Genomic DNA, 3,978 nt, shown 5'->3' with positions numbered 1-3,978 from the left:
AGGCTAAATTTTTCATCATCAATTAGATAGTTACCATATAGGTTATATTAGTATAAATAGATTCTATAATTATATTTAATATTATAAATATGAACTGAATATGAACTACCCTAATTTATTTTATCCTATAAGACTATTCTTCTATAGGTAACTCAACAATAAAAGTAGATCCCTTGCCCAATTTACTTTCCACATAGATACTTCCTCCATAAATATCTACAATCCTCTTCACTAAAGGTAATCCTAATCCACTTCCTTCATAGGAGTGGCATTTTTCACCTTGATAAAACTTTTCAAAAATATATTCCATATTTTCATCACTTATACCAACACCATAATCTCTTACTTTCACTATTATAGTAGAATCCATTCGTTTTAGTTTAACTTCTATACTACTGTTCATATAGGAAAACTTAATAGCATTCCCTATTAAATTAATCCAGATATGTTGAAGTAATTCTTCATCTCCTAAATACTGAACTTTATCCAACTCAATATGAAATTCAATATTTTTCCTATTCCATTGATGTTCCAAAAGCAAGATGCTCTTTCTAATTTGTTCATCTAAAGAAAAAACTGTCCTTTCTCCTAAAATCTCTTGATTTTCAAGCTTTGAAAGTTTTAAAAGGTTGGAGGATAGATTAGATAATCTTGTTGTTTCATCTACAATAACATTAATATATTCCTTTTTATTTTCATGAGATATATTCCCCTTTTGGAGAAGCTTTGCAAATCCCTGTATTGATGCAATAGGAGTTTTGAACTCATGGGATATATTACTGATAAAATCCTTACGTAAATATTCTATATTTTTCAACTCCCTTGTCATCCTATTGAAATGCTGTGTCAATTGTCCAATCTCATCATCGCTATTGTTTTCAACCTGAATATCAAAATTACCTTTAGCCACTTCCTTCGTAGCCAAGGTTAATTGTAAAATAGGTTTTACTGCTCTTTTCCCAGATAAGGCAATTAATATAGCCCCAATTATAATAAAAGAAATTAAAGTAAACCATATACGAGAACCTACAATAGTAAATATATTATTACCAGGGCGAAGACCAATTTTAATATATGAATTATTTGTCTTTAAAAAGGTAGCTGTACCTTGAAGTATTCCGTGATATATAAATACAATTTCACCCTTTTCTATTTTTTCTAAATCTTTTTGGTTAATTTCTATAGAGCTAATATCATCAATTTTACTAACATCATACATAGAGGTAGACGTAATATAAACTATCTCCTTCAAACTCAAGTCTGTCTTCTCATCTAATTCTAATAAAGAATTAGCAATAGATCTTTGGTTTTGTTCCATTTCATTTCTAATATTATAGGTAAAAAGTGCTGATGCCAAAAAGGATAAAAATGCTGAAATACAAATAAGTAAGATAAAAAACAATGCTAGCTTCACTGAAATTTTATTCATATCTTGATCTCCGCCTTATATCCAAGCCCTCGAACCGTGATAATTTCAAATTCATTAAAATGAGCAAATTTTTCTCTTAACCGTTTAATATGAACATCTACTGTACGTTCGTCAGTTTCTGATTCTATACCCCATATTTCATCCATAAGCTGCTGTCTTGTAAATATATGCTTAGGATAACTTAACAACTTAAATAAAAGATAAAATTCCTTTTTAGGTAAAAGTATGGAATCATCATCCTTATTAACGGTCAAAGCATTGTAATCAAGCTCCACATCTCCAATAGTCAATCGTTGCTCATTGGCTATTTTAGAACGACGTAATAACGCTTTTACCCGTAAAATCATTTCATCCATATCAAAAGGCTTAACCATATAATCATCTGTACCTACTAAAAATCCCTTCCTTTTATCTTCAAGAGTTTCTTTAGCAGTGATCATTAAAATTGGCAAATTATAATTAGATTCTCTAAGGGCATTAGTTAAATTGTAACCATCCATATTTGGCATCATAATGTCGGTGATTATTAAATCCACATGGGACTTATCCAATATTTCTAAAGCCTCCACTCCATCCTTAGCATTTAAAACATTATATCCATATTGTTTTAAAACAGCTACCATCAGTTTTTGAAGATTTTTATCATCTTCAACTACTAGAATATTAATCATATACCACACCTCTTCTAATATTATTATTTAATATGAAACTAAAGCTATCGTCTAATTTTTAATACTTTAAATCCTAGATAAAATAAGCAAATATTATGTCAATTTTATTTATTATATCATGAACAACTTTTTTTCTGTTCATTGAACTAACCCCTTTATCCTTTTTTCAATTTACAAGCTACAAAGAAAAATATATAATATATATATTACATTAATTAGGAAGGAGCAAATACATGAAAAAATTTGGAGTAATACTTCTTATAACCATTCTTATACTAGGACAAACTTCCCTTGTAGCCTATGGGGAAAATAGTACAGACAATATTAATGAGGAAAAATTTGAAATACTCAAAGAAGAAAATATAAGATTACGAAAGGAAATACTAGAATTAAGAAATCAGTTAAGTGAAAAAGAAGCTGAAAAGATCCCAGTACTTATGTACCATCACTTATTAGAGCAAGAAGATATAGACCAATATAATTGGTCTAACAATGGAAGTGTTCTATCTGTAGAAAACTTTGAAAAACATATGGATTATCTATATGAAAACGGTTTTTATACAGCAACTTTGGATGAATTACAATCCTTTTTAGATGGAGAAATCACTTTGCCAGAAAAAACTGTAGTAATTACCTTTGATGATGGATATTATAGTAATGCTTTATATGCTTATCCTATAATGAAAAAATATAATTTTAGGGGTACCATATTTATGTTAGGATATAGAGTAAATGGTCCGCAAGTTTCATTTGATCCTAGCGATACTCAATCTTTAAGCATATATGATGCTTATAAATATGAAGATGTATTTGATTATGAAAGTCATACTTATGAACTTCATGATGTAGATGAAAACGGAGAAAAATTACTTTTATCCTCAGATGAGGAAATAATCCTTGAAGATTTAGCAAAAAGTAAGGAATTATTAAATGCTAAATACTTTGCTTATCCTTATGGAGAATATGATGAAAACACTATTGAATACCTAAAGGCAACTGGCTATGAAATGGCCTTTACTATAGAAACTGGATACGTTACTGAAGATTTGAGTAAATATGAACTGCCAAGATTTTCAATTTCTCCTCATAAAATGCCTTTTAGTCGATTTATGAGAATTGTAAATGGAAGCTATGACATATAGTATAAAATATAAAAACTAGGTGGTATAATCACCTAGTTTTTTAAACCTTCCATAATTATATCAACCAACGGTGCAGCATCTATATTGTCTGCGCTAACCTTGTCAATAAAAATCCTTTTACCAGCCAACTGGTTTATCGCCCCAAGAATGCATAAAACCGCTACTTCTCCATCTATATTATCCTTTATTTCTCCATTGGATATACCTATATTCACCATTTTCTCAATCAATTCAAAAAAACTTTTTTGCTCCTCAATAATTCTGTTTTTCATAGAACAAGACAATAATTTGCTATTATTCGTCACTTGAAGTATATCTAAGTTCTTCTCTATAAAATTGGCATGATAACTAAATAGCATAGCTAGTTTTTTAGAAAAACTCTGCTGACTTGCTACTATTTTAATAAGTTCATCCTTATATTTATCAATATTATAACAGATCATTTCCTCAAAGAGTTCCTTTTTACTAGAAAAATAACCATAAATAGTCCCTTTACCTATACCAGCTTCAGCAGCAATGGTTTCCATCTTGGAACGTTCAAAACCATTATTAGAAAACACCTTCATAGCAGCATGGATAATCTCTATTCGCCGTTTTTCTACTAAATCCATATATTACACCCCCTATATAATCCTAATTTCCCTTTTTAAGAATCTTTTTTCGTAAATAATTCCTTGCATCATCAACTAGCGAATACAAAACTGGAATAAATATTAAAGTAAGGACAGTTGATAAT

General features: G+C 29.3%; 4 protein-coding genes. 1 reads left to right on the top strand and 3 read right to left on the bottom strand.

The genetic code is table 11. From position 1 onward, the window contains the following. Nucleotides 1-133: 133 nt before the first annotated feature. Entirely contained in the window at nucleotides 134-1,429 is a 1,296-nt protein-coding gene (locus VK998_RS00175; protein WP_325224141.1) for a HAMP domain-containing sensor histidine kinase, read from the bottom strand. Then, nucleotides 1,426-2,100, bottom strand: coding sequence for a response regulator transcription factor (locus VK998_RS00170; protein WP_325224139.1), 675 nt, complete (start codon nucleotides 2,098-2,100; stop codon nucleotides 1,426-1,428). The genes VK998_RS00175 and VK998_RS00170 overlap by 4 nt, the downstream gene beginning before the upstream one ends. 233 nt (nucleotides 2,101-2,333) lie before the next feature. Between VK998_RS00170 and VK998_RS00165 the strand changes: the two genes are divergently transcribed. Next, nucleotides 2,334-3,242 (top strand): polysaccharide deacetylase family protein, encoded by a 909-nt coding sequence (locus tag VK998_RS00165; RefSeq protein WP_325224135.1) that lies wholly within the window; start codon nucleotides 2,334-2,336, stop codon nucleotides 3,240-3,242. Between the two features lie 32 nt (nucleotides 3,243-3,274). Here the strand turns inward: VK998_RS00165 and VK998_RS00160 are convergent, their stop codons facing one another. Beyond that, the gene (locus VK998_RS00160) at nucleotides 3,275-3,853 is read right to left on the bottom strand and encodes a TetR/AcrR family transcriptional regulator (RefSeq protein ID WP_325224133.1); all 579 of its coding nucleotides are present in this window, start codon (nucleotides 3,851-3,853) and stop codon (nucleotides 3,275-3,277) included. Nucleotides 3,854-3,978 lie beyond the last annotated feature (125 nt).

This window comes from Schnuerera sp. (genome assembly GCF_035459645.1).
GTDB lineage: Bacteria > Bacillota > Clostridia > Tissierellales > Tepidimicrobiaceae > Schnuerera.
Note: the sequence above shows the minus strand (reverse complement) of the source record. Positions and strands in the feature narration are given on the sequence as shown.

Coding starts and splice junctions, on each gene's coding strand:
- VK998_RS00165 (WP_325224135.1), top strand. CDS start 2,334: ATGAAAAAATTTGGAGTAATACTTCTTATAACCATTCTTATACTAGGA.
- VK998_RS00160 (WP_325224133.1), bottom strand. CDS start 3,853: ATGGATTTAGTAGAAAAACGGCGAATAGAGATTATCCATGCTGCTATG.
- VK998_RS00175 (WP_325224141.1), bottom strand. CDS start 1,429: ATGAATAAAATTTCAGTGAAGCTAGCATTGTTTTTTATCTTACTTATT.
- VK998_RS00170 (WP_325224139.1), bottom strand. CDS start 2,100: ATGATTAATATTCTAGTAGTTGAAGATGATAAAAATCTTCAAAAACTG.